Here is a 24348-nt window from a genome sequence, read left to right as displayed (position 1 = left end):
TTTGTAGTTGCCTGCAGCCTGCGAGGTCGTGAAGCTGAACGTGTTACCCGAGCCAAGACCCGTGATGTTGTGCGTTTCGATCAGCGCGTTCGTCGAGGCGTCGCGCAGTTCGTAAACGAACTGGAGACCGGAGACCGAACCCGTGTAGCTCGTCAGAGCCAACGTGCCAGAGACCGTCTTCAGACCAGTATTGACCGTGATCGAGCCGGTTGCCGTTTGGCCATCCGGGTTCGTCAGGGTCACTGTTCGCGAGCCCGTCGCGGCGCTTCCACCAACCGTAATGTTCACGGTTGCCTGCGTCGCGCTGTTCCAAGTGACCGAATTGACCGTGATGTTTGCGCCGAAGCTGAACGCCAGATGGTCCGGGTAGGTGGAGTCGGGGTCGAAGATGCCGGTACCGGTCACCACGATATTCGTGGTGTCGCCTTGCGTGACCGAGGACGGCGAAAGGCCGCTCACGGTCGGAGCCGGAGCCAGGATCTTCATACAGCGAACCTGCCACGAGTTGTTGGAGTTGCAGTATTCCTGGAAGGTCCAGAAGCTCATCATGTCGCGCGGATCGACCATCGTAAACGAGTAGTCGCCCCATCGCTGGGTACCGGACGTGCCCTGCACCGCATAGTAGTTTGCGCCGGCATTGATGAGCGTCGGAGAAGAGACCAGCGCGTCGGACGTAAGGCGAAGAGAGCCGCCCACGCCAGGCGAATTCGTCGCATTGCCCATGGTGAAGCCAATGTACTGATGGCCCTGGCCATTCATTCCTACCGACGGGATCGAGAGGTACTTGAAGCCGCTGCTCGCGCCATCCACAACGGTTCCTGAGTTGAGCAGGCTTGCCGTTCCCGAGAAGACGCTTCCGATGTTGTACCATCGAGCGCCGCTTCGATCGCCGCCGCTAGAGCCGACGCCAGCGGAAGTCATTCGAATACCGTGAGCGGTATGAACGTTGACTTCACCGGTCAGGCGGTTTCGGCAGACGCGAGCGTAGAAGAGTCGGTCATCGAGCGAGTCGATGGCACCCGTCGTAGAGGCCGAGGTTGGAATCGGCATCGCGAGAGGGCTGTAAGTGGTCGGAACCGTCAGCCCAGAGTTACCAGAGATGCTGAACGTACCCGAAGAGTAGGTGATGCGACGATAGTCGAGCTTGCCGTAGACGCCGGCGTCGACACCGACTACGAAGGCGACCGTTGCGGTCGGATCGTCGTTGGTGGCGGGCCACGGTGTGAACATGCCGGTGCTGCTCGAAATCATATTTCGGAACGGCGTAACCGTCAGGGTGCCGCTCAACAGGTTGGCCTTGTTGATGGCGAAGACATCGCAGTTCTGGAAGGACGAGGTGAATCGGTTGGTGCCGACATAGACGCCGTTAGCATCGACGCCGAGCGTTCCGTAGTCGGCAAAGCCGGATGCACCGCCGCCAACGTTCTGCGCGAATTGGAAGAACGTCCAGGTGGTGGAGGCGTTGATGACCTCGCCATTGCTATAAGCGATGCAGATTCGGTTATTCGAGCTCGTGACGTCGATGATCTCGACGAACCATCGGTTCGTAATCTTATCGAAAACGACTCGCGGGTCACTGGTACTGGAACCTCGAACGGAGGCAAAGAAGTTGTCTGTCGTTGCGTTGAGCGAACTCAGGTTACCGAGCCGATCGTAGCCCTTGATCCGGCCGTTAGCGGCGACAATGACCGAGCTGTAGCTGACATCGCCGTCGGAGTCGGGCGGAACGAAGCCACTTTCGCCGAGGGTCGGTCCACCAAAGTTGACCGGCACCGAGAAGTTGGGCGGAGGAGGCGTCTTGCCATCGCCGATGGTTGTGTCACCGGGAGGAAGAATCTTGACGTCGTTGACGACCGGGGGCCACATAGGCGAGGCCGGGGACAACGGGTTTTGAGGAAGATGGTCTCGATCGATCTCGTGTTCAGTTTCTGTGTCTTTCAGCTTGCGAATGGGAAGCTTCGGACCGAACTGGCGCTCACGCTGCATAATTTGCGCTGTCGTCTCGACAATCGGTTTGGTGCTGAGCGTATAAGCCTTGCCGACGGTCTGCGCGCTCGATACAGCGATCGAACCGAGCATTACCGAAGCAACAACCCCACCCTTCAGCAATCGACCGAAAGAGAATGTATTTCTGGATTTTGCGTTTAGTTTCATTGATGACCCACCCAAAGTTAGGAGCGACGGGGAGCACCGAAGGCCGCGTCCACTGGGTACTAGGAATAGAAAGAAAGTTTTTCGCATCGGTGCCTGCGCCGAGAAGACTCGACGCAGACACGCTACGAATTTGGTTTACTTCTTGCGGCGTCGGATAAGAGCGACGGCGCCAAGGCCGAGAACAGCCAGCGAGGCAGGTTCCGGAACGGGGTTGACCACATGCAGATTTGCAGTGTAGGCCTGCGGAGCAGCGCTCACCGAGTTGGAATCGAAGACTTCCGAATCCCATGCGCCCGGCATCGAAGGCAGAGCGTAGATGGTGATCGGTCGCAGCGAACCATCGGCCAGCGATCCGTCAACCGTCAGCGTGACATCGAACATTCGGGTCGCCGAGGTATCGGTGAAGCCGAAGTCGCCGAAGGTCACGTTGGAGGTCCACAAGCCAAACGGTCGGCTCGCGGAAGAAGCGTCGAAACCGCCACCAAGCTTGTTGAGGACCACGCCACCACTGAACGACGACGACCATGCGAGCGGGAGTCCGGTCGGAGAAGCGTTGGTTCCGCCATGGGCGATAGTGATGCCGCTGCCATCCGGCACTGCGGTATCCGTCATCGAGTTGGTTGTATCGTAGCCAAGGAAAACGGAGACAGCCGACAGGTTGCCCGTGAAGCCAGACGTCGAGAGATAAACGCTCAAAGTGACGGTCGAACCGGCGACGACGTCGACGGTCGGCGGCATGAGGGTCGCGGAGTCACCCGACTTATTCCACCACATGCTTGTCGTCTGAGCGTTAGCGAAGATCGCACTGGAGGCGAATACGACGACTGCCGCACCGCGCGTAAGTTTGCCCAAATTCATAGTTATGAGAACCTCAGATTCAGATTGAAAACCTGATTCCCTACCATGATAGCGCGAAAGCCGATTTGGCGCAATGCACTTGGGAAAACCTAACAATTTTCTCAAGGGTTTTAGTTGGAATCTCGTAAAAATACTAGTTAGGACTTTCGGCCCGTCCGTCCTCGCGAGTGTCCGTAGAGGAAAATTCCCCGATTTGCGATCACCGAGCCCAGCCAGGTCATGAGGATGAGCAGGAGGATTTTGACGATCACGCCCATCATTCCATTGAAGGCGCTCGCGAGTTCAACCGGCTTGCCAGGTTGAACCGTTAGTTCTACTCTTGGCGGAGTTCGGAAGAGTTCGAGGGCCTGACTGAATACGGTGTAGAGGATGGCGATTCCGCCGAGGAAGATGGCGAGGCCCACAAAGGTGCCCAACCAATCTCGCTGATGTTTGGATGGGGTCTCCCGGGTCTCGGTCTTTTCAACGGCTTCTTCGCTCATCGTAATCTAGTGGACGTTGGCGAAGGCGACTTCGTCCTTGTCCTGGGGCACAGGTTTAAGGATAGCCCAAGAAAGGATAGCGGGTATGCAGGCGAGGCCCGCACCATATAGATATGGGTATGACGGGCGCATCTGGAACAGAAAGTTTGCGAATACGGGTCCGATGACTCGGGCAAGAGAGCCCAGCGACTGCGTGAGGCCCATGATGCTTCCCTGCATTTCGCGAGGGGCACGCTGGGAGACAAGGGCATTCATACTTGGCCCACTGAGACCGTTCGTGACTCCTAACATGATCACTCCGATGATTCCCGGCCAATAGAACTGGAAGTACGGGATGCAAAGGAACACGGGAATGAACATGCTGTAAAAGAATCTCACCGTCTTGAGTTCACCCAACTTGGGCACGATCACGCGCACGAGTCCGCCTTGCGTGAAAACGCCGGTGATACCCACGACGGTCAGGATGATTGCGCCAACGGTTTTTACATGATCCGATGGGATCTGGAATATCCAGTTCTTGGCCTCGAGGAGGCGGAAGAATGTCGTTTCCAAGTTGGTGAAGGCGAGATTCATCATAAAGAACATCAGCATGACGATGCCGAGGCCCTTGACGCTGGCTGCATGCGAGATATTTCCGATGAGCGAGCCGCGATGCGAATCAAGTCGGTCGAAGTTGGACTCCTTCACCAAGCGGTAGATGAGGATGAAGTTGACGAAGGACAGGGCGGCGGCGAAGTAACCGAGGAGGGCCGGGCTGTCGTGATTCATTGCGAGTAGCCCAGCACCGAGAGCAGGGCCGATCACGAATCCGGCACCGAAGGCGGCACCGAGCATGCCCATCTTGGCGGATCGCTCTTCTGGTTTGCTGACATCGGCCACGTAGGCGAACGCGACGCCGAGGTTGGCGGCGGCTACACCTGAGAGGGCCCGCGAAAGATAGAGCAGGAAAATGCTGTGGGCGTTCGCATAGAGAATGTAGGCGAACACCGAGAGCGCACTGCTGATCAGGAGGACTATTCTTCGACCATTGGTATCGCTCAGCCGCCCCAGCCAGGTTCCAGTGAGGAGTTGAGCGATCGAGTAGACCGACTGACCCAGCCCGATCAAAAGGCCCACTTGGAGAGCCTTATTGTCCATGTGGAGGAACTGTGTGGCGAGCAGTTGGCCTCGGAGCTGAAGGTCGGGGATGAACATCGCAAACCCTAACAAATCGAGAAAAACTGTCAGAACCAAAGGAAATAGCTTCGGTTTTTCGTTAAAATCAGGCTGCTGAAGAGGATCCACGGAAAATAAGAGGGTACCTCTGCGACTCATCCGTCAACATTTTTCATACGAGTTTCCGGTTGAGAATTCGTATTCTCCGTGTAAGATCAGCTTAAACTTGGACTGTTTCGATGAAGAGCCTTCAAAGGATTCTCACCTGCCTGCTGCTCGTTCTTACGACCACAGTATTTGCGCAAACCGCGCCACCAAAGAAGGAAGTCGTGTTTTGGGGGCTCTCGCTAGGACCCGACACGAAGGGACAAGACGCCGCGATTCGAGCCTTTGAGGAGGAAAACCCAGACCTCAAGGTTAAGCTGCTCAGCATGGGCGCGGGTCGGATGGACCCGCAGAAGCTGATGACGTCGATCGTGGGCAACGTGGCGCCCGACGTGATTAATCAGGACCGCTTTACGATTTCGGACTGGGCTTCGCGCGGGGCTTTTCGTCCGCTCGACGACCTGATTGCCCGAGATTCAAAAACGGACCCGCTTTGCCCGCAGGAGAAGCAGTACTATCCGGCAACCTGGCAAGAGGCCTCGTACGACGGAAAGGTCTACGCAATTCCGACCGGCTCCGACAACCGAATCCTGTACTGGAACCGAAAGATTTTCAACGAAGAGGCGGATAACCTTCGAAAGGCCGGGCTAGACCCGACGCGGGCACCAAGAACGTGGTCTGAGCTGCTGGCTTATAGCAAGGTTCTAACCAAATTTGACAAGAGCGGGAAGTTAATCCGAGCCGGAGTCATGCCCAATTTCGGCAACTCGTGGCTGTACATGTACGCGTTTCAGAACAACGCGAACTTTATGAGCCCGGATGGCCGCAAGTGCACGATGAACACTCCAGAGGCGCGCGAGGCGCTGGACTTCATCGTGAAGGGGTACGACCTCGAGGGCGGCTACGAGAAAGCGAAGAACTTCGAGTCTGGTTTCCAGGGTAACGAGAACGACGCGTTCATTGTCGGCCAGGTCGTGATGAAGATCGATGGCGACTGGATTCTCAACACCCTGTCGCGATACGCACCCGACCTCGATTTCCAGGCATCACCAGCTCCAGTTCCCGACGATCGCTACTACCACCGTGGGAGATTTGCCAACGAGAAAGACACGTTTGTGACGTGGATGGGCGGATTTTCGCTCGCGATTCCGCGCGGGGCGAAGAACGTCGAGGGGGCTTGGCGCCTCATCAAGTTTCTGACCTCGACCAAGGGCCGCTTGATCGACAATACGGCGCAGGCGGGATGGGAGCGAATGCGCGGCCGCGTATTCATTCCGCGCCAGATCGCGAACATAGAGGCGAACGAGCTCTCGGCCAAAATGTTCAAACCAGCGTCGCCGAACTATGCTGAGGCGGTCGAAATGCATACCAAAATGGCCAGGTTTGGACGCATTCGGCCAGCGACGTTCGTGGGGCAGATTTTGTGGTCGGAGCATGTCAAGGCGATGGAAGCCGCGTGCTACAAGAAGGCGAGTTCCGAGCAGGCGCTTGCCGATGCCCAGCGGACGGTCCAGCGTGAACTGGATGCGTTCTTCAATAAGGATAAGTATCCGGTCATCAACCTCGCCATCCCGGCGTACCTTGGGTTTGCGGCGGTTATCATCCTTCTCACGTACTTCATCGCCAAGTTCACTCGGTCGAAGATTGGCAGGCTGGAGAAGCATGAGGCGAAGTGGGCGTACCTCTTCATCACACCGTGGGTCATCGGCTTTGTCCTGCTGATGATCGGTCCAATGATCGCCTCGTTATTCTTCAGTTTTACGCAATGGGACGTTTTGAATGAGGCGCATTTCATTGGCCTTAAGAACTACCAAGACATGTTTGGCGCCGACTGGAAGTCAGTGAGCCAGGCACTGGGGAATGCGGCCTACTTGACCGGCGTCGGGGTTCCACTGGGGTTATCGACTGGCCTCGCCATCGCATTGCTTTTGAACACGGGGACCCGAGGAATTCGGTTTTTCCGTACCATTTTCTACATGCCAGCGATTATTCCGGTCATCGCTAGCTCGGTGCTTTGGACGTGGGTTCTGACCGCCGATCCCGGGAAGGGCCTCATTAATACTTATTGGGTCGATACGATCACCAAGTGGCTGAATGTTCAGCCGCCGGGGTGGCTGAACTCGGCTGAGTGGAGTAAACCGGCGCTCATTCTTCAGGGCGTGTGGGGCGCGGGAGGCGGAATGATCCTGTGGCTTGCGGGCCTCAAGGGCGTTCCGACCTCGCTGTACGAGGCGGCGTCGATCGACGGAGCGAACTCGAAGAAGCAGTTCTGGTCGATCACGTTCCCGCAACTCAGCCCCATCATCTTCTTCAACGCCGTCACCGGGTTCATCGGATCCATGCAAGAGTTTGACCGTGTTTATGTCATGCGGCCCTCGCTCGACGGCCCGATCGGTCCCGACGACAGCATGCTGACCCCGACCTACCACCTCTTCAACAATGGCTTCGCCTTCTTCAAAATGGGATACGCATCGGCCCTCGCGTGGCTGATCTTCATCATCGTCATGATCGTTACGTTCATCCAATGGAAGCTAAAAGATAAGTGGGTCCACACGGAGGTGAGCTCGTGATCGAAGGAATCGTCTACTCGGCCGCGTCAGTCGCGACTTGGATCGCGATCATCCTGACCTTCCAAGTCGCCCGCAATGCGGTTTTCTTCATGCGAAAGCCGGAACTGAAGCCGTCGACCACGTCAATTTTGACTTCGGGCGGAGTTGCGCTCGCTCTGTTTATTTTTGGGATCGCCGTTACAAAGTCGTTCGCGCAAGGCGGATTCAAACTGCCGGTGTTCTGGTTCGTGATGCCTTGGACGGCGTGGATCGCGGTTTCCTGCGCGGTGTATGCGATTTGGAGTCTGATCCGTGTGTCTTCGGCGATCAACGATGAGGAGCGGGGAGCGGCGTGGAAGGGCGTGACCATGGGTGCGGTTTCTACGGCGCTGATGGCGCTTGTCTATCACTTGATCCCCGATAGCAAGATCACCGTTTTGACAGGGGGCATCCAGCTCTCGGTGACGGACATTGCGTTCGTGGTTCTCCTGTTCGCGGTTGCGTTGGTGGCGGTTGCCGCAAGCGCACGGTCAGCCAAGGCGCGGGACTACAGCAAGGGCTTTGTGACTCTGTGCGGGTTGTTGGCGGGCTCGGTAGTGTTCGGTATTCCGTTCGTGTTCCTGTTGGTCACGTCGTTTAAGGAAGATCGAGACATGACGTCGAAGGCAGGCATCATTTGGGTTCCGCGGGTGACGGACACGGTTCCGTACATGAACCCCGACCCGACGATGAAACATTATGTGACGGATTACAACGGTCAGCAGGTCGAGGCGTTGGTGATTGGCGAGGAGCAAGGCAAGCTGAAGATGGACATCTTCCGTCCGCTCTCCATTCGCGGAATTGACTTTTTGACGACGCGCGACAAGCTGAAAGAGGTGCCGGTCGATGCCAACGTCTATACGGCGGTGGTCGATGGACAACAGATCAAAGGTTTTGAGAAGCAAAGCCTGGAGGACGGCCGGCGGGTTCTGAGCGTGATGGAGCCGGACGAGATGAAGGGCAAGGATGTGACCGTCCTGGGCGAGAAGACGGAGCCAGTGCGCCATATCGGCTTGCGGACCCAGAACTATAGCGAGGCGCTGCAGTACATGCCGCCTGAGACTTATAGCGGCTTGGTGTACCTGAAGAACACCCTTTTCCTCGTGGTGATGGGGGTTGTGGGGACGATCCTGAGCTGTTCGATCGTGGCTTATGCGTTTTCCCGGATGAAGTTTCCGGGCAAGAACGTGCTATTCAATATTTTGTTGGCCACGATGATGTTGCCAGGCGTTGTCACGTTGTTGCCTCAGTTCTTGATCTTCCGAACCTTGGGTTGGGTGGACACACTCTATCCGCTTTGGGTCCCGGCGTTCTTTGGTTCGGCGTTCAACATCTTCTTGTTGCGGCAATTCTTCTCGCAGATTCCGATGGAGCTTGAGGATGCGGCGAAGATCGACGGCTGTACTTATCTGAAAACGTTTTGGGACATCATGCTTCCGCAAATCAAACCGGCGTTGGCGGTTATCGCAGTGGGGACGTTCCTGGGGGCTTGGAACAACTTTATGGGGCCGTTGATTTACATCAACTCACCGGAGAATATGCCGCTTAGCTATGCTTTGCAGTTGTTTAAGGGTGACCGCGGCGGCGAGCCGGGACTGTTGATGGCGTTTACGACGATGACGGTCGTTCCGGTCGTGCTGGTGTTCTTCTTCGCGCAGAAGTATTTCATCGAAGGTGTGACGTTGTCGGGGTTTGGGGGAAGGTAGCTTCTAGCTTCTTTGAAGGGGATGGTACTAACCCTCTGACTTTAATGTGCGAATGAGACTCGTGAGCATCTTGGCAAGTTCCCGTGTCTTTTCTTGCCAAGGATCAACGGACTCAATGTAACCAAGCTCGAAAGCTATCCTTACCAGCGTTTCAAGCTCCTGCACGGAGCCGATGCTTATATAGAGGAAGCGAATGAAGTCTTGGTTCGTACTACGTCCATGGCCCTCAGCGATATTGGTGGGTATCGATGCCACCGCCCGTTGCATCTGGCTAGTAAGTCCGAACTTCTCGCTGTCGGGGAAGGTCTTGGTGAGCCGATAGATTTCTGGGCACAGCAATATTCCTTTCTGCCATACCTGCAAATCTTGGTAGTCCGACTATCTCATCCGGCCCCGCTGATCAATCGGACTCCGCTAGAAGCTAAAAGCTAGTAGCTTTTTTAGACCGCCATCACGTTGTAGCCGCTATCCACAAAAATGATTTGACCGGTGACGCCTTTGCTCAGGTCGCTGAGGAGGTACATCGCGGCACCAGCGGCTTCTTCCTGGCCATATTCGCGCTTCAGCGGCGCGACATCGTGGACATGCTTGATGAAATCGGACAGGCCGGAGACGCCTCGGCCGGAGATGGTATTGACGGGACCGGGGGAGACGGTGTTGACGCGGATGCCACGGTCGCCGAGTTCGTAGGCGAGGTATCGAGCGGTCGATTCCAGGGCGGCCTTGCAGAGACCCATCACCTTATAGTTGTTCATCACGCGGGTCGAGCCGATGTAGCTGAGTGTGATGATGCTCGCGTCATCGTTTAGGCAAGGTTCGAGTTCCTTGACGACGCGCAGGAATGAGTAGACGCTGGCGTTCATCGCCACCTGGAAATCCTCGAGCGTGGTGTCCATGAATCGGCCCTGGAGCGATTCTTTTGGCGCGAAGCCAACGGAATGGACCAGGAAGTCGAGCTTACCGAGCTTCTTTTCGACATCTTGTCGCAGGGTTTCGTACTGCTCCTCAAAGCTGAAGTCGATGAGTACATTCTCGAAGCCGGTTCGGCCATCGAGAAGCTTGTTGACGCCTTCTTGGAGTCTTTCGTTTTGCGCGCCGATCCCCACAATCGCGCCTTGCTGGTTCGCTGCGTCGGCGATCGCCCAGCCAATCGAATTCTTATTAGTGACGTTAAGGACTAGACCCTTTTTGCCCTGAAGAAGCATGAGTCCATTATGGCCCAATCGCAAGCAACGCGGGAAGTAGCCCCTCGGTGCGAACGGGCATGGGATGCGCTGACTAAAATCGGAGCACTTGGGCAATCGTCAACGTCGTTCGATTGTTCGAGAATCCGGCCGCTCCATTCTGAAAGTAGTTCGAGTTGGCTTGGTCGAACCTGAGTTCCAGGCGAATCGTGCTCGCCTCTGTCGTCCTTACGTTATAGGTCCCCGTCCATGAACTGATGGAACCGGGAGCGCCGCGAAGCATCTGGGGATCATTCACTATGGAGAACCGAATCGAAGCGTCTTTTGAATCGCTCAGCTTGTGGTTCGAGTAGACCGAGTAACCATACCAATGGCCGCTGTTCGCGCCCGCCGACGATGCATAGTCGCCATTGAACATAATCGTATGCTTGTCCGAGACCGTATAAGTTGCAATCAGATCCGCCATGTGGACATCCGACTGGCCAATATTAGGCAATCCGATTCCGTTCGTGCCTTCCTTTCCACCGATGTAGCCGAAAGTCGCCGAGAGTTTCTTCGAAATCGTCTTCGCGTACGATGCCCCAAGCGTCTTGCTCCCGTTCGTATCCTGAATTTCGTTCCAGCCGTTGACAACATAGAGGGCTCCGGTCGAAGTGTCGTTGAAGGGTTTTGTCCAACGCATGCCGACGTGCCAGTTCGGCTGGGCGTACCAAAATAAGCTTCCTAGGGAGTAGTTGGGGTTGTCGACGGTATACACGCTCTCAAGGCCAATCCATGTGTTGAACTTTCCTAGGTCGAGGGTCGAACCATCCTTTTGCGGCAAGGAGAGATAGAACTGCTGGACGATTTCGTCGTGGTGGGCATTCTTAGCATCCAAACCATTGTTAATCTCTACGTTTCGTCCCGTACCCAGATCGAGCACGACCGAGAATGGGGCGCCCTTCTTTGCATAAACCATGTTCAACTCAGCATTGGCCAGTTCGAATGCTCCAGCCTTCAAATCGAACTCTCGCCCAGTTAGGTTCCTGCCGAAAGGACTGCGGTTAAAATCGTATTGATAGAAGAGGTCGACCCAGCCCTTAAACTTCAGCCCCTCTGGTAATGAGGGCGAAGCGACGGCCAAGCAGGTAGTCGAAAGCCCTAAGACGATGGCAAGATTTCTCTTCATAAATGTGACCGGCCCGATCGCAATCGTGCGTTGCCAGAAGAGAGTACAGACAAAAAAAGAGAGAGGTGAACTCTCTCTTTTCATATTGTCAGAATCTTGATGTCTCCCTCTGGAGACTTGACGAGGACTTAAGAGCCGCTGCTGCAGCCGCAACCGCCGCCGCATCCACCGCTACCACAACCGCTTCCCTCGGTCTTGAAGGAGGAGCCGCAACCGCAGGTCGAAGTGGCGTTAGGGTTTTCGATTTTGAATCCGCCGCCGAGGACGTCATCAACGTAGTCCACCGAACTGCCTTCCATATAGCCGAGGCTGAGGGAGTCAATGATCAGCTTCACGCCATCATTCTCAAACACCTGATCGTCGGCTTCCGGCTCATTCTCATCGAGAGCCATGCCGTAGGACAGGCCCGAGCATCCGCCGCCAGCAACCCAAACCCGCAACGCGGCGTTCTCTTTGTTCTGGCTGGACATCAAGTCTTTCAACTCGGTAGCGGCACGTTCGGTAAGGGTAATCATTTCTCTCAACTATTCTACGTCTGCAAAAACAAAAATGAGACCAGATTTTTAACCTGATCTCATTTCTGTCAGTCTTATGGTGGACCCTGCAAGCCATCTCAAAAATGGCCCAGCCACCTGCTACACGGATAGGTGTGCTGTCCGACAAGCGTCGCCAAAGACTCGCTTGCACCTATCCGTGCCACCCTTTGGACACCATTGTGCCGGGGGAGACTAGAAGCGGATGACAGAAGTCAGACTGAGCGGGGCTTTTCCGCCAAGCTGAATATTGAAGCCACCAACGCTAAAACCGTACGTGAACGCGGTCTGGGTGTTGTAACCGGTTCGGAAGTACGAGTTGCCACCGATCTTGAATTCGGCGCCAGCGCGGAATTGCTGCCCGCCGGAATTGTTGCCGATATCAACAAGGTCGGCCGCCATGAGGACTTTGTCCTGAACATAGCCTAGACCCAAGTTGAACGTTCGTTTGTAGGGGTCGAAACCGCCGGGGATGATCGGCTGACCGCCGCCCGGAGCCTCGTAGTTGAAGGCGATGTTCGGCTCGATGAAGTTCTCGATCACGGTTCCGATGTAAAGGTTATTTACGTTCGGGAAGTTATAGAGGAGGCCGACATCGACGCCGGTCGAATCTTGCGTGGCGAAGTCGCCGGTGATGCCCGATCCGTTCTGAACGCCGTTCGAGTCGCCGCTGGCGATGGTAGCCGAGTCAGCAAACTTGTGGGCATAGTAGGCTTTGATTCGCCGAACGTTGGCACCGAGAGTGAACTTGCCGGCCTTCGAGCGGACGCTGTTGCCATAGCCGACTTCTACCTGTTGGTAGCCATAGCCGTAAGCATCGAGTCGAGCGTCGGCAGGAACGTTGTTGGTGTCACCGCCAGCCTGCGCCCATGTCTGGAGAGAAGCATTAGGAATCGAGTTGATGCCGGCTTCGCCTTTGGCACCGATGGCGAGACCACCCATGCGAAAACCGACGTTCCCGTTGAAGGCAACCGCCTTGGGGCTTTCGCCATACTTGCTTGCGAGGGTCAGAATGCCGTTGGCATCCAAGCCGCCGTGATCGATGGTTCCGACGACGTCGCGGACGTTGCTGATACTGATGCCGTCGAGCTTGTAACCAAGACCTGGCCACTGAAGAGTCGGGGCCTTTGAACCGAAGGCGAGGAACGCCGGATTCATCCGGTAGTTGTTTCCAACATCGACGGGGAGGGCGAGTCCCGCGCCGCCCATTCCTGCGGCGCGAGCGCCGCCAAAAGTGACGTCGGCATGGGCTGTAGCCGCGAGGCTAGCGAGGGCAAGGCCGTAAAGAGGAACACGTTTCATATCCATTTCCCTGTTAGAAATACTAGGAAGGATAAGTAGAATTCTTAGGCGTGTCAAGCAAAAAAGCCACGTTGGGACCAAATTCTGGGCCTACGAAAGCCGTTATTCGATGCCGTTCTTTCCTGTACGAACGGCTTGTTCTAAGCGCTTTTCTGCTTCGATTGTTAGCTGTCGAGGGCAAAAAGTTCGAGCAAGGCCGAAATCTTGGGCCCGTTCGGGTCAAAATTGTGGTGGAGTTTCTGAAAAGTTGCCATACATCATTGCGGAACCTTGTATCGGTGTTAAGGACAAATCCTGTATGACGGTTTGTCCGGTTGACTGCATTTATGAAGCAGACGACCAGCTTGTTATTCACCCAGACCAGTGCATCGACTGCGGCCTATGCGAAGCCGAATGCCCGGTCACGGCGATTTTCGTGGACACCGATGTTCCGGCCAATTGGAAAGACTACATTCAGAAGAATGCCGACGAAGCCAAGCGGATTGCCGGCGAGTAGGGCCTAGAGAGCGCCGTCTTCGGAGAGGCGGCTCCAGCGAGCGGTTTCGATGCGTCCAAGTTGGACGAATAGGAAGCCCATGCGGTGCTTCAGCGAGTCCTTAGTGTCTTGACGACAGTAGCGGACTTCGGCTTTACCCGACACGTTTCCGAATTGAGTATCGACTTCGATATCGACGACGGTGCCTCGGGGCAGAGCGCCATCGATGACCGCGCCAAAGCCTTTGGTCGAAACGTCTGTCACCTGCATTTCAATCTCGGTGTCATCGAGCCTAATCACTCCCGTGAGGCCGGTCACCTGACGGCGAGCGGACTCGGACGGGTTGAGGTAACGCAAAGGCCCGTCGAAGTGGAGCGTGATGAAACCGGGCGACTGATTGTCCAACGTGGCTTGGACCGCGGCGGCCGATTGCACACCGTTAATGGTGATGTAAAACTTGGTTCCAGACTCAAACCAATCTTGGCTTGGGAAGTCGATGACGATTTCGGTATCCGAGAAGGTGCGAACCCAACCGGCATAGAATTTGGCATCCTTCAGTCGCTGGAGACGCACGCGGACGTTGATAAAGCTTTCCCTTCGTTCCGCCGATTCGAGTTTGTAGCCCATGATGACCTGTTGCGACTTCCTTTACGATTGCTGGAGAACCTTTGACCATCGTGCCCGGCTGACACGATCCATCGAGAGGATCTTCATGCCGCCCCGATAATTCTGCGTCGTCGGTTCCTTTCTTACATATCGGATTTCTCCCTCGACAGTCACAGCCCCATGCTCGGATTTTAGGACAGCGGTGCACTTGGCGTTATTAAAGGGATCGTCGGAGAAGAAGCCAACCCCGTTTTCGGAAACGTCGGCGATGGTGATGCCGATCGTGATGTCGCCCTGCTTCAGCGAACCACTGAACGGGGTGACCAACAAGCGGGATTCGGTCTTTAGCGGCCGCTCATCAACGTCGGACGTCACTTTGAGTTCGAATTTGGTCGATTGGAAGGAAAGTACGTAGGCGACAAACGTGATGACGGTCGCGGGGGCGTCTACCTCGATATAGAGAAAGTCGCCAACATTCGGGCATTTGGGTGAAGTCGAACTGACTGTGATGACGCCGCCTTCCATCTTGAGGACCCAGCCGGTGTACATCTGGGCGTCGTTTAGACCCTGGAGGCGACAGCGCCTGCAGTTAATCGTCGAAAGGAGAATCTCATTTCGATCGTGAATCTTAACCGCGCCTGACGCCCGAGCCATCGCCAATTTTCTTCCTTATATACACGAGAGGAATCAAGGCACATTTACTAGGATGGATGGACCAATCGGTTATACTGAACTTCGTGAATTTTTTGAAAGTTCGCACTTTTTGAAACATGGTCAAAGAACCCAACTCCAACCTTCTTCGAGCTCAGGATCTTTTCATTTTGGAGTGGGGGCGAATGAGCAGTTCATGGGGAATCAACCGCACCATGGCGCAAATTCACGCGCTGCTTTTCATCACTGGTCAGGCTCTCGAGGTGAACGAGATCATGGATCGACTGCAAATTTCGCGAGGCAATGCGTCTATGAATCTTCGAGAACTGATGGATTGGGGCATTGTTCGCCGATTCCGCCAGCCGGGAGATCGAAAGGACACCTATGTCTCGGAGACCGATCCTTATCAAATGTTCCTTCGTGTGGTGCGCGAGCGTAAGCGGCGTGAGATCGATCCCACAGCCGATGCGATTCGGGAGGTTTTGGGCAAGCTTCCCGAGTCGGACCCTGACGAAGAGGTGAAGGGTTTACGCACCCGTCTTTTCGCCTTGTTGGAGATCTTCGATCTAATCGATATCGCCTATAACCAGGTCTTCGGTTCGGAGATCGGCGTGGACGAGATTCGGGACCTGGTTCGGAACACGAAGCTGGACAAACTGGCAATGAAGCGAGAAATATCCTCGTAATCTTCCGGTAATAGACTCAATTTTTCACCAAAACTTACCCCTCAGTGGTAGGTTTTAAGTGTTCTATGGCTCACAAGAGCGTTCCATTAAAGGGCTTGGTTGGTTCCGCTTGGATTCTTCCGATCCGAGATCAGGTGATGATGCCTGGCGCCATTCTGACGCTTCAGATCACTCGTCCGGCGTCGGAAGCCGCGATTCAGGAGTCGATTGCGAGCGACCGGCTCTTGCTGGCGATCACCCAACAAGACTCTAGCCACGAGGATCCGACTCCCGAAAACCTGTTTGCGATCGGCACTCTCGCCGAAGTCATCCACACGGTGCCGATGCCCGATGGATCGACCCGCCTGGTCCTCAAAGGATTGCGCCGATGCGGCGTGATCGAATCGCCGACCGGACCGGCGCCGCGACAGGCCAAGTACCGGGAAATTGCCGACGTGGTTCCGACCGACTCCGGCATTGAGGCTTACAGCCGACTGCTCAAGCAGACCTTTACTCGAATAGCCGGCCGCAACGAGCAGATTCCGACCGAGAGCATCGAGGGTGTTTCGCTGGCTGCGAACGCGTTGACCACTGCTTTCCTGATCACCCACTTCCTGCCTTGCCCTACAGAGCAAAAGCAAGAAGTTCTTGAGATTGCCGAGCTTGAAACCCTGCTTGAGCACGTGGTCTCGATGTGCAAACGGGAAGAGGCCCTGCTGGACGCGCAGGACGACATCCGTAACCGGGTCGAAGGTGACATTTCCCAGGTTCAGCGGCAGTTCTTTCTCCGAGAGCAGCTTCGTGCGATCCAGCAGGAATTGGGGATCAAGGGGCCGTTTACCGAGGAATGCGAATCGTACCGAGACGCGATCGAGAATAACGTTCCTGAACCGGCGCGCACGCAGGCGTTGATTGAGCTGCGAAAGCTGGAGCAAGCGACGGAGAGCAGCCCGGACATCCACGTCACCAGAAACTATTTGCAGACGCTGATGCGGATTCCGTGGAGCGACAGCGTCGAGGAAGAAATCGACATCGCGGAGGCGGAAGCGCGCCTTGATCAGGCTCACTTCGGCCTTTCGGGGGTGAAGGAGCGGATTATCGAATTCTTGGCGGTCAAGAAACTGCGTGGCTCGACCAAGGGCGCAGTGCTTTGCTTTGTCGGGCCTCCCGGCGTAGGCAAAACCAGCTTTGCACGGTCCATCGCTAAGGTGATGAACCGTCGATGCGGGCACATCGCTCTGGGTGGTGTGCGCGACGAGGCGGAGATTCGTGGCCACCGCCGGACATACGTTGGCGCTCGGCCGGGGCGAATCGTTCAGGCCATTCTGGAAGCGGGACGGATGAACCCGGTTCTGGTGCTCGACGAGGTCGATAAGCTGTGCCAAGGCATCGGTGGCGACCCAACGAGTGCGTTGTTGGAGCTTCTCGATCCTTCCCAGAATTCACAGTTCGTCGACCACTTTCTGGAGGTTCCGATGGATCTCTCGAACGTGCTGTTCATCGTGACGGCGAACGTTTTGGATAGCATTCCGTCGGCTCTGCTAGACCGCATGGAGATCATTGAGTTTTCGGGCTATAGCGAGGAGGAGCGCAAGGCGATCGCCGTGCAGTATGTGATTCCCGAAGTTCGGGAGACGAGCGGCTTGGGCTCCAACTTTCCGGCTTTGGGTTCGGACGCGTTGCTGGCGCTGGTACGGGATTACTCTCGAGAGTCCGGCGTTCGGTCGCTCAGTCGAGAGATTGCCCGGCTGGGGCGGAAGCTCGCCAAGCAAACCGCGCTCGGCCATGCGATTCCGAAGGAGCTCTCACGGGCCGACCTTTCCGACTTGTTGGGTCTGCCACAGATTCCGGTTTCGGAGCTTACCGAGGACGAAGAGGTGGGCATCGTCAACGGATTGGTGGTGTGCGGCTACGGCGGTGACCACATGCAGGTCGAGGTGAGCTTGACCAAACCAGTAGGATCGGAGTTGAAGCTGACGCTGACGGGCTCGATTGGGCCTGTGATGCAGGAGTCGGTTCAGACAGCGCTAACCTGCGTTCGGTCTTTGCTCGACACGAAGGGGATCGACTCGCGGTTCGACGTCCACGTTCACCTGCCGCAAGCGGCGATTCCGAAAGATGGTCCGAGCGCGGGCTTGACGGTAGCGGTGGCCTTGTTCTCCGCTTTTTCGGGCCGGGCGGTTCAGCCAAAGGTGGCGATGACCGGCGAGTTGAACTTGCGTGGGCATACGCTGGCGGTCGGCGGATTGCGCGAAAAGCTCCTGGCCGCTAAGCGATATGGCTATGAGCGGGTACTGATTCCAGCGGTGCAGGCAACCGAGTTAGCCAACTTCCCGAAGGAGATCGTCCAGGGTGTCGATGTTGAGCCGGTGGCCAACCTGACTGAGGCGTTGAAGTTCGCGATCGCTCAGGCGCAGACGGTCAACATTCTCTGAAGCGAGACCAGCGCGTTTTCGCGAATCTTTTCGGGCACTACTATCTGATTCACCACGTCGCCGTTAGCGATGTGGTCGAGCGACCAGAGTAGGAAGCTCGGGTGGATACGGTACATCGTGCTACATGGGCAGATTTCGGGATCGAGACAGAAGATCGTCTTGTCTGGCTGTTCCTTGGCGATTCGCGAGACGAGGTTGATTTCGGTACCGACGGCCCAGATGGAACCCGGTGCGGATTCGGTGACGGTCTTGAGAATGAACTCGGTCGAGCCGTTGAGGTCGGCGGCCTTCACGACATCGAGTTCGCATTCGGGGTGGACCAGGACCTTCACACCTGGGTGCTCGCGTCGGGCCTTTTCGATCTGCTCGACACTAAACCGTTTGTGGACCGAACAATGGCCCTTCCAGAGGATGAACTTGGCGGTGCGGATGGACTCTTCCGTGTTGCCGCCCAGCGGCTTGAACGGATCCCAGAGGATCATCTGGGTTTCGGGGTCGTAGCCGAGCTTGACTCCGGTGTTGCGTCCGAGGTGCTGGTCGGGGAAGAAGAAGACCTTGTCGCCCTGCTCCAGCGCCCAAGCGACGGCGGTGGGGGCATTGGTGCTGGTGCAGACTGTGCCGTCGTGCTCGCCCACGAACGCCTTGAGGTTGGCGGCGGAGTTGATGTAGGTGACAGGCACAACACGCTGCGTGTCGCCGATGATTTCGTGGATCTGCTTCCAAGCGCTTCGCACTTGGAAGAGATTGGCCATGTCGGCCATGCTACATCCAGCAGCGAGGTTGGGGAGGATGACCTTTTGGTTGTCGGGGGTCAGGATGTCGGCGGATTCGGCCATGAAGTGGACGCCACAGAACACGATGAATTCGGCTTCGGGGGTGGCGGCGGCGTTCTTGGCGAGCTTGTAGCTATCGCCGCGGAAGTCGGCGTGCTTGATGATCTCGTCGCGCTGATAGTGGTGGCCGAGGATCACGAGGCGATTACCCAGCTTTTCCTTGATGGCCGTGATGCGAGCGTCGATCTCGTCTTGAGGAAGATTGACGTATTCTTGCGGAAGAGGCTCCTGATACATCGCTACTCTTTTCTACGGCTGTTTGACGGTGATATTCGTCGAAAGAATGGTGCCTCGAACGTAGGCTTGCAAGGTGGCGGTGCCTTCCTGCAGACCAGAAACTTGTCCGCCTTGGTCCACCCATGCCGCGCCCTGGAGCGACCAAAAGACCTCGATGTTCGGCACTTCTCGTCCGTCCTTATCGACAACCTTCGCTTGCGCGGTTCCGTTGACGTTCATCGAAGCGGGAACTACGATCTTGAGCTTTTGGTCGGCGGTCAGCGGCTTGGGGCCATAGAAGGCGATTCCATTCGCGACAGGGCGCTCGCCGGTTTTGTCGCTGGGTCGGCTCATGTCGAGCCCGAAAATGTTCATGCAGGTCGATCCGCCACCGTCGAGGTTGAGAGCGTCGCGGCAACCCAGGCCTTGCATGATTTCGGCGAGTTCGCCGAGGGTCGCGCCAACGCTGACCTTTTGGCGGCCGTCAACGGTGACGAACACGAGGTCGCCATCGCCGGTTCGTCCGACGGCGGTTCGCGGGTGTCGAGTGTCGACAAAATCCTTTCCGAAGCCTTCATTTTCGGCGTCCACCGCGATTTCACCGTTGCGCAGGAGGAGCGGTCCGCCGCCTACCGCGTTGTCCAGTTTTTCCCAATCGAAACCAGTCGTGGTGAGCTTGATGGTGAGCCGGTCGCCGGGTTTGAGGCCGGATAGCTGACTCATCTTGTTACCTTGAGCTACGAGCGTGAACTGCCCGGCCTTCAGCGGCATATTGGCCCCATCGTTGGAGGAAGCGATCACGGATGCACCGATTTGCGTCGTGGGCATCAATCGTCCGCCATCGAGTTTGAGGACGACGGTTAGGCAGGGGTTCTTCGACTTGCTGATGCCAGCTTCGGGGCCGTTAAGGGTCACGCGGTTTTCTTGGCATTCCTCGTCGAGTCCGTCGATATCAACAGACGTTCCCTTCTCGGTCGTCACCGAGCCGGAGAATCGCGAAAAGCCAAAGACGGAGGTATTGGGACCCCAGGCGAAGGCGGCACGCTTGGGGTGCGGAAGGCTAATGAATTGCCCTTCGCGGACCATCAGTCCGAGGGGGTCGCCGGTGAACGGGAAGAAGTCGGCGTTGATGGCGGCGAGGGCGTTGGTGTCCTTGACCATCTGGGAGACGGTGGATCGACCGTCGGACTTCGAGTCGTACACGGTTCGGTTTCCGAGCTCGGGAATGACCGATGTGACGGGGTTACTACTGATGAGCTTGAGTACATGAATGACCCTCGGAGGGTCCTGTGTGATTTCCATTCTGTACACAAGGCCGGGCGCCACCGGTTTTTCCCAAACCTGATTTGCGGCGACATGACTCGACGCAAGGAGGAGCCCCAAAATCCCAAAATACTTCACTTGCATAGCGACTCGATGTAGTTCATGGTACCGCGCGCGGCGTCCATCTCCGCGCGGATGCCAAACGGCAGACTTAACATCTGCGGCGCGTGGCCGCAGGGGAAGTCGATGATGATCGGCATGTCGAGACCGCTTAGTCGATCGGCCACGATCTCCCGCCAAGGCATTTCGCCGATGCCCTTATCCACGCGCTCATCCGTTCGCGTCATTTCTCCAATGACGATTCCGGCCGCCTTTTGGATGCTTCCTGAGTTGAGAAGATGAGTGAGCATGGCATCGACTCGGTGGGGCGCTTCGTCGACATCCTCCAGGAGGATGATCTTATCGGTCATGTCGATCTGCTCGGGAGTGCCGATGAGATCGCAGATGAGAATGAGGCAGCCGCCCACGACCTCGCCTGTGGCGGCACCTGGTTTGAGGCACTTGCCGGTGAAGGCTTCGGGCGGAATCGGGTCGTCGCCACGGAGGGCGCGGAAAAGGGACTCGTACACCCAGGGTTGGCGTTCGTAGCCGACCGTGATCGCCATTGGTCCGTGAACAGTAGGGAGTCCACGGCGGTTGAGGCAGGCGTGGAGCACAGTGATGTCGCTAAAGCCGATGAACAGCTTTTCGGTGGCGGCGAGTTGGTCGAAGTCGAGATACGGCAAGAGGCGCGCGCATCCGTAGCCGCCTCGAGCGCAGTACACGGCTTGCGTTTCCGGGTCCAGAAACGCGTCGGTTAGGTCCTTTGCACGTGCCTCGTCTGAGCCCGCCAGATAGCCGGTGGCGGCATACGTCGATGGATATTCTTTGACTTGGTAGCCCTGCTCTTCCAAAAGACGGATGCCGGTGGCAGCTTTCTCGCGGGTGAGGGGAGAGGCCGGAGAGACGAGACCGATCGTATCTCCCGGTTTGAGAGCCTTGGGCTTTCCCATTCGAAAGTTAGTATATCTCTGAGGGAGGGCGGGCTAGGCTAGGGAAGGTTTTCTTTTGCGGTCGTAACGACCGGGTCGTCCCGAGGTTTGGGACTCCCTGGACTTTTTCCGGTTCGGATCCTTACCCAGGCCTTCGTTCCTGTCGGAACTGCGACCTGGGCTAAGCTAGAACGGGCCTACAGCCCTACGTTGTTCAAAGGGTAAAGGGCTCGCGCTATGCGCTAGGGCTCACTGCGTTAGGGCGCGCTTTGCGCTAGGGCAGAGGGCTCACTGCGCTAGGGCGACGGACAATGGTCAGTGATCGGTCAGAGACTAAGTGTCAGAGATTCGAGTAGCCGCTTCCGCGATCGACATTCGTTTTGGCATTTTGGTTTTCGCTTCGCGAAACCAATCGGCAAAGCTCTGATCGTCGGCATCAAACGACTCGATTTCTCGTCCCCATGAGAATTTGGGTTTCGGTTGTCCAAGTTCGCATCGAAGCCAGTACCTCACCAGATCTTCGCTCAGGTCGTCGCCGAGATTGGGCAGGCGGTAGCCACCGAAGCCAAATTGAGCCTCGAACCGTTTCTGGATTTCGGACCGGGTTCGTTTCTCGGTTGGAAGTTCGGTGAGAAGAAGCTCTAACCATTTGGCCTGAATCGGTTCGATGAAGCGTAGGCGCCCGTAAACGGACCAGGTCGACGAGGTTTGTTCCTCTTGAAGCGTTAGAAAGCGATCGGCCGATGCTCCGATCGCCATTTTGCGTATCGTTGGGAAGGCGACTTCCTCAATAAGAACCCACTCGTTCACCCGGCTTACCTTGATTGCTATCGAATTTCCAGCACTGGTTCGCCGATCACTTCTCGGCGGGGTTCGATTCCGAGGCCTGGCGAGGGCGAGGCATTCATCTTCCCATTGACTCGTTGCGGAGCGCCGGTTGCGATGCTCACGGTGACGTAGCTGTTGAAGTCGGTCGACGTGAAGCGGATCGGTTCCGGCGTACTGTGGGCTAAGTGCGCGATAGCGGCGGTGACGATGTCACCGCCCCAGCTATCTTCGATCGTCATGGCGATGCCGAGCGAAACACACATGTCTCTGACTTGCCGCGCCTTTGCGATGCCACCAAGCTTGCTGATCTTGATGTTCACGACATCCATCGCGAGGTCACGTTGGGCGCGCAAGAGCATTTCCAAGCTGTCGATGTTTTCATCTAAGACGAATGGGTGGTTGGTGTGCCGCCGGACGGAGAGGCACTCTTCGTAGGTGCGACAGGGCTGTTCGATGTAAACATCGATGTCCCTTACGGCGAGCGCTACGCGCATGGCTTCGTGCAGGGTCCAGCCGGTGTTGGCATCGGCGACGAGCCGGTCGCCAGATTCGAGCTTGGCCGAGACAGCCTTGATTCGCTCAATATCGACATCGGGATCGCCGCCGACCTTCAGTTGAAATCGACGATAGCCTTCGGCGCGGTATTTGGCCACTTTGTCAGCCATCGCTTCTGGCGATTCCTGAGAAATGGCTCGATAGAGCGTGATTTCCTCGCCGGACTGTCCACCAAGAAGTTTGCAGACGGGCATTCCGGCGGCCTTGCCCAAGATATCCCAACACGCCATGTCGATGCCGGACTTCACATAGGGATGGCCCTGGAGAGCGGCATCCATGCGGGCATTGAGAACGCCAATTTCGCAGGCGTCGTAGCCGATCAGGTGCGGTCCCAACTCCTTGATTCCGGCTCTTACTCCTTCGGCGTAGGCGGGCAAGTAAAAGGGTCCTAACGGGCAAACCTCACCCCACCCGGTGATACCCTCGCTGGTCTCGACCTCGACAACGGTGGAGTCGAAAACCGAGACGGATTTTCCTCCCGACCAGTTATAGCTTCCTTCGAAGAGGGGAAGATCGACTTGATACGCCCGGATCGCAACGATGCTCACAGTTGAACCATGTTAACCGATTCACCTTCGCTGGCGCAAAAGAAAAGGGACCGGAGAAGATTTCTCCGGTCCCAGACAGTTAGCTTTGTTCGACGATCAGTCGATCGGCGCGATGACGACTCGGCGATCCGGCTCTTCGCCTTCGCTGTAGGTCGTCACGCCTTCGATGTCCTGAAGGGCCTTGTGAATGACGCGTCGCTCGAATGCAGGCAGGGCCTCGAGAACGGCTTCCTCGCCTCGCTCCTTCACCTTGTCGGCAATCTTGGTGGCCAGGTTGGTTAGGGATTCGGCTCGGCGCTTTCGGTAATCGTTTCCGTCGAGGGTGACGCGCACGCCGTTAGCGAGCTGTTGCTTGGCGACGAGGTTGATCAGGTATTGGAGTGAATTCAAAACCTCGCCGTTCTTGCCCACCAGGTAGCTGGCGTCGCGACCGTCGATCGAAAGATTGATGTACTTGCCTTGCAGTTCGCCGACGGCGATCTGGGCGTCGAGACCGGACTTCTTTGCCAGGGTCTTGAGGATCGTTCCGAGCTTGGAAGCGTCCTCATCGGTGGCGGTGACGTCGGGACCACCGTCGTCTTCGCCGTTGGCCTCAGCGGCGGGTTCGGCGGCCGGAGCTTCAGCCGTCTTTTCCGTCTTAGCTTTGGTGGTCTTGGCGGCTTTGGCCTTGGGTGCCGGAGCGGCTTCGGCTTCTTCTTCGGCCGGGGCGGCTTCAGCCTTGGGCTCATCAGCTTTCTTGCTTCCGAGCTTCTTGCGCGGGCCTTCGCTAGCGGAGGCGGCGGGAGCGGCTGGCGCCGGAGCAGCTTCGGCCGGCTTCTCGGCCTTGGCGGCCTTGCCCGAAGACTTCACTTCGGCCTTGACCTTGTAGCTCACCTTGCCAAACAGCTTCTTGGATTCGTCGAGAACGGTAATCTTCACTTGATCCGGGCTGACGCCAAGTTGTTCCGCGGCAGCTGCGGCGGCTTCGTCCAGATTTTTTACGGTTAGTTCAATCGATTGCATGTTTT

General features: G+C 56.7%; 21 protein-coding genes and 1 pseudogene. 5 read left to right on the top strand and 17 right to left on the bottom strand.

Going from position 1 to position 24348, the window contains the following annotated elements; all coding sequences use genetic code 11:
• The 4 genes from GC165_03310 to GC165_03295 form a co-directional block, all read right to left on the bottom strand.
• Nucleotides 1-2079 (bottom strand): hypothetical protein (locus tag GC165_03310; protein ID MBI1331888.1); only part of this gene is annotated, 2079 nt, incomplete at its 3' end.
• A gap of 210 nt (nt 2080-2289) precedes the next feature.
• Complete coding sequence (locus tag GC165_03305) at nt 2290-3012, bottom strand: PEP-CTERM sorting domain-containing protein (protein MBI1331887.1); 723 nt, start codon at nt 3010-3012, stop codon at nt 2290-2292.
• A gap of 137 nt (nt 3013-3149) precedes the next feature.
• Nucleotides 3150-3494 (bottom strand): hypothetical protein, encoded by a 345-nt coding sequence (locus tag GC165_03300; GenBank protein ID MBI1331886.1) that lies wholly within the window; start codon nt 3492-3494, stop codon nt 3150-3152.
• A 6-nt stretch (nt 3495-3500) separates the two neighbouring features.
• Nucleotides 3501-4808 (bottom strand): MFS transporter, encoded by a 1308-nt coding sequence (locus GC165_03295; protein MBI1331885.1) that lies wholly within the window; start codon nt 4806-4808, stop codon nt 3501-3503.
• An 80-nt stretch (nt 4809-4888) separates the two neighbouring features.
• Here GC165_03295 and GC165_03290 point away from each other — a divergent pair, with 80 nt between their 5' ends.
• Nucleotides 4889-7324, top strand: coding sequence for an extracellular solute-binding protein (locus GC165_03290; GenBank protein MBI1331884.1), 2436 nt, complete (start codon nt 4889-4891; stop codon nt 7322-7324).
• A complete protein-coding gene (locus GC165_03285; GenBank protein ID MBI1331883.1) occupies nt 7321-9048 on the top strand; it encodes an ABC transporter permease subunit in 1728 nt (575 codons plus the stop codon). Before GC165_03290 ends, GC165_03285 begins: the two co-directional genes overlap by 4 nt.
• Nucleotides 9049-9075: 27 nt before the next feature.
• Here the strand turns inward: GC165_03285 and GC165_03280 are convergent.
• The 5 genes and pseudogenes from GC165_03280 to GC165_03260 all read right to left on the bottom strand — a co-directional run bounded on the left by GC165_03280 (nt 9076) and on the right by GC165_03260 (nt 13235).
• A pseudogene (locus tag GC165_03280) lies at nt 9076-9435 on the bottom strand (four helix bundle protein).
• Nucleotides 9436-9488: 53 nt separating this feature from the next.
• A complete protein-coding gene (locus GC165_03275) occupies nt 9489-10253 on the bottom strand; it encodes an SDR family oxidoreductase (protein ID MBI1331882.1) in 765 nt (254 codons plus the stop codon).
• Between the two features lie 73 nt (nt 10254-10326).
• Complete coding sequence (locus tag GC165_03270; GenBank protein ID MBI1331881.1) at nt 10327-11565, bottom strand: outer membrane beta-barrel protein; 1239 nt, start codon at nt 11563-11565, stop codon at nt 10327-10329.
• Nucleotides 11529-11915 (bottom strand): iron-sulfur cluster insertion protein ErpA, encoded by a 387-nt coding sequence (erpA, locus tag GC165_03265; GenBank protein MBI1331880.1) that lies wholly within the window; start codon nt 11913-11915, stop codon nt 11529-11531. The genes GC165_03270 and erpA overlap by 37 nt, the downstream gene beginning before the upstream one ends.
• 213 nt (nt 11916-12128) lie before the next feature.
• Nucleotides 12129-13235 carry a hypothetical protein gene (locus GC165_03260; GenBank protein MBI1331879.1) on the bottom strand — a complete coding sequence of 369 codons (1107 nt, stop codon included), beginning with the start codon at nt 13233-13235 and terminating at the stop codon, nt 12129-12131.
• Between the two features lie 247 nt (nt 13236-13482).
• On the opposite strand from GC165_03260, the gene GC165_03255 reads away from it, so the two are divergent.
• Nucleotides 13483-13731, top strand: a complete 249-nt coding sequence (locus tag GC165_03255) for a ferredoxin (protein MBI1331878.1) — start codon at nt 13483-13485, stop codon at nt 13729-13731.
• Between the two features lie 3 nt (nt 13732-13734).
• Here GC165_03255 and GC165_03250 read toward each other — a convergent pair whose 3' ends face one another.
• Together GC165_03250 and GC165_03245 are read right to left on the bottom strand one after the other, a co-directional pair.
• On the bottom strand, nt 13735-14337 hold the full coding sequence (locus GC165_03250; GenBank protein ID MBI1331877.1) for a hypothetical protein: 603 nt from the start codon (nt 14335-14337) through the stop codon (nt 13735-13737).
• 21 nt (nt 14338-14358) lie between these two features.
• The gene (locus GC165_03245) at nt 14359-14970 is read right to left on the bottom strand and encodes a hypothetical protein (GenBank protein MBI1331876.1); all 612 of its coding nucleotides are present in this window, start codon (nt 14968-14970) and stop codon (nt 14359-14361) included.
• Nucleotides 14971-15086: 116 nt separating this feature from the next.
• On the opposite strand from GC165_03245, the gene GC165_03240 reads away from it, so the two are divergent.
• Nucleotides 15087-15653, top strand: coding sequence for a MarR family transcriptional regulator (locus GC165_03240; GenBank protein ID MBI1331875.1), 567 nt, complete (start codon nt 15087-15089; stop codon nt 15651-15653).
• Nucleotides 15654-15718: 65 nt separating this feature from the next.
• The gene (gene lon / locus GC165_03235; GenBank protein MBI1331874.1) at nt 15719-18067 is read left to right on the top strand and encodes an endopeptidase La; all 2349 of its coding nucleotides are present in this window, start codon (nt 15719-15721) and stop codon (nt 18065-18067) included.
• Here lon and nadA read toward each other — a convergent pair.
• The 6 genes from nadA to GC165_03205 all read right to left on the bottom strand — a co-directional run bounded on the left by nadA (nt 18040) and on the right by GC165_03205 (nt 24343).
• Nucleotides 18040-19137, bottom strand: a complete 1098-nt coding sequence (nadA, locus tag GC165_03230) for a quinolinate synthase NadA (protein ID MBI1331873.1) — start codon at nt 19135-19137, stop codon at nt 18040-18042. The genes lon and nadA overlap by 28 nt on opposite strands.
• A gap of 12 nt (nt 19138-19149) precedes the next feature.
• Nucleotides 19150-20523, bottom strand: coding sequence for a hypothetical protein (locus GC165_03225; GenBank protein MBI1331872.1), 1374 nt, complete (start codon nt 20521-20523; stop codon nt 19150-19152).
• Nucleotides 20514-21431 carry an LD-carboxypeptidase gene (locus GC165_03220; protein ID MBI1331871.1) on the bottom strand — a complete coding sequence of 306 codons (918 nt, stop codon included), beginning with the start codon at nt 21429-21431 and terminating at the stop codon, nt 20514-20516. The genes GC165_03225 and GC165_03220 overlap by 10 nt, the downstream gene beginning before the upstream one ends.
• Before the next feature lie 312 nt (nt 21432-21743).
• Nucleotides 21744-22220 (bottom strand): hypothetical protein, encoded by a 477-nt coding sequence (locus tag GC165_03215; protein MBI1331870.1) that lies wholly within the window; start codon nt 22218-22220, stop codon nt 21744-21746.
• A gap of 17 nt (nt 22221-22237) precedes the next feature.
• A complete protein-coding gene (locus GC165_03210) occupies nt 22238-23341 on the bottom strand; it encodes a mandelate racemase (protein MBI1331869.1) in 1104 nt (367 codons plus the stop codon).
• 96 nt (nt 23342-23437) lie between these two features.
• Complete coding sequence (locus GC165_03205; GenBank protein MBI1331868.1) at nt 23438-24343, bottom strand: KH domain-containing protein; 906 nt, start codon at nt 24341-24343, stop codon at nt 23438-23440.
• Between the last annotated feature and the right edge of the window lie 5 nt (nt 24344-24348).

Source organism: Armatimonadota bacterium (assembly GCA_016125185.1).
GTDB lineage: Bacteria > Armatimonadota > Fimbriimonadia > Fimbriimonadales > Fimbriimonadaceae > Fimbriimonas.
The sequence above is the reverse complement of the archived record's forward strand: the minus strand, read 5'-3'. Positions and strand labels throughout refer to the sequence as shown.

Coding starts and splice junctions, on each gene's coding strand:
- GC165_03305 (MBI1331887.1), bottom strand. CDS start 3,012: ATGAATTTGGGCAAACTTACGCGCGGTGCGGCAGTCGTCGTATTCGCC.
- GC165_03300 (MBI1331886.1), bottom strand. CDS start 3,494: ATGAGCGAAGAAGCCGTTGAAAAGACCGAGACCCGGGAGACCCCATCC.
- GC165_03295 (MBI1331885.1), bottom strand. CDS start 4,808: ATGAGTCGCAGAGGTACCCTCTTATTTTCCGTGGATCCTCTTCAGCAG.
- GC165_03290 (MBI1331884.1), top strand. CDS start 4,889: ATGAAGAGCCTTCAAAGGATTCTCACCTGCCTGCTGCTCGTTCTTACG.
- GC165_03275 (MBI1331882.1), bottom strand. CDS start 10,253: ATGCTTCTTCAGGGCAAAAAGGGTCTAGTCCTTAACGTCACTAATAAG.
- GC165_03270 (MBI1331881.1), bottom strand. CDS start 11,565: ATGCGGCGGCGGTTGCGGCTGCAGCAGCGGCTCTTAAGTCCTCGTCAA.
- erpA (MBI1331880.1), bottom strand. CDS start 11,915: ATGATTACCCTTACCGAACGTGCCGCTACCGAGTTGAAAGACTTGATG.
- GC165_03260 (MBI1331879.1), bottom strand. CDS start 13,235: ATGAAACGTGTTCCTCTTTACGGCCTTGCCCTCGCTAGCCTCGCGGCT.
- GC165_03250 (MBI1331877.1), bottom strand. CDS start 14,337: ATGGGCTACAAACTCGAATCGGCGGAACGAAGGGAAAGCTTTATCAAC.
- GC165_03245 (MBI1331876.1), bottom strand. CDS start 14,970: ATGGCTCGGGCGTCAGGCGCGGTTAAGATTCACGATCGAAATGAGATT.
- GC165_03240 (MBI1331875.1), top strand. CDS start 15,087: ATGGTCAAAGAACCCAACTCCAACCTTCTTCGAGCTCAGGATCTTTTC.
- lon (MBI1331874.1), top strand. CDS start 15,719: ATGGCTCACAAGAGCGTTCCATTAAAGGGCTTGGTTGGTTCCGCTTGG.
- nadA (MBI1331873.1), bottom strand. CDS start 19,137: ATGTATCAGGAGCCTCTTCCGCAAGAATACGTCAATCTTCCTCAAGAC.
- GC165_03225 (MBI1331872.1), bottom strand. CDS start 20,523: ATGCAAGTGAAGTATTTTGGGATTTTGGGGCTCCTCCTTGCGTCGAGT.
- GC165_03220 (MBI1331871.1), bottom strand. CDS start 21,431: ATGGGAAAGCCCAAGGCTCTCAAACCGGGAGATACGATCGGTCTCGTC.
- GC165_03205 (MBI1331868.1), bottom strand. CDS start 24,343: ATGCAATCGATTGAACTAACCGTAAAAAATCTGGACGAAGCCGCCGCA.